Annotated in this window: 1 protein-coding gene; it reads left to right on the top strand. The window is 72.2% G+C overall.

Annotated features, from left to right (window positions below; genetic code table 11):
* A partial coding sequence (locus tag HWX25_RS32980; RefSeq protein ID WP_175912783.1) for a HAMP domain-containing protein occupies nucleotides 1-472 on the top strand: 472 nt, incomplete at both ends.

Below are 472 nucleotides of genomic sequence, written 5' to 3'. Positions count from 1 at the left end.
CGACGGCATCGGCCGCGCCTACCCGGTGACGGCCAACGCGATTCCCGGCGACGCCGAGCATCTGCAGGTGCACCTGAAGCTGTCGGACGGCTCGCCGCTGACGATCGACCTGCATCCGATGTCGAGCGTGCCGCTGTCGGGCTGGCTGCCGGCGGTGCTGGTGGTGCAGCTCGCCTTGCTGGCGTTCTGCTGCTGGCTGGCGGTGCGCCTCGCCACGCGGCCGCTGCACGACCTGGCTCGCGCGGCCGATGCGCTCGGGCCGGACCTGAAGGGCGAGCGGCTGCCCGAGACGGGACCTTCCGAGGTGGCGCGCGCGGCGCGGGCCTTCAATGCCATGCAGGACCGGATCGCCACCTACACGGCCGAGCGCATGCAGATCCTGGCCGCGATCTCGCACGACCTGCAGACGCCGATCACGCGCATGCGGCTGCGCGTCGACGTGATGGACGACGACGCGCAGGCCGCCAAGCTG

It is taken from the genome of Burkholderia sp. BCC1640 (assembly GCF_902833125.1).
GTDB classification, from domain to species: domain Bacteria; phylum Pseudomonadota; class Gammaproteobacteria; order Burkholderiales; family Burkholderiaceae; genus Burkholderia; species Burkholderia diffusa.
Note: the sequence above shows the minus strand (reverse complement) of the source record. Positions and strands in the feature narration are given on the sequence as shown.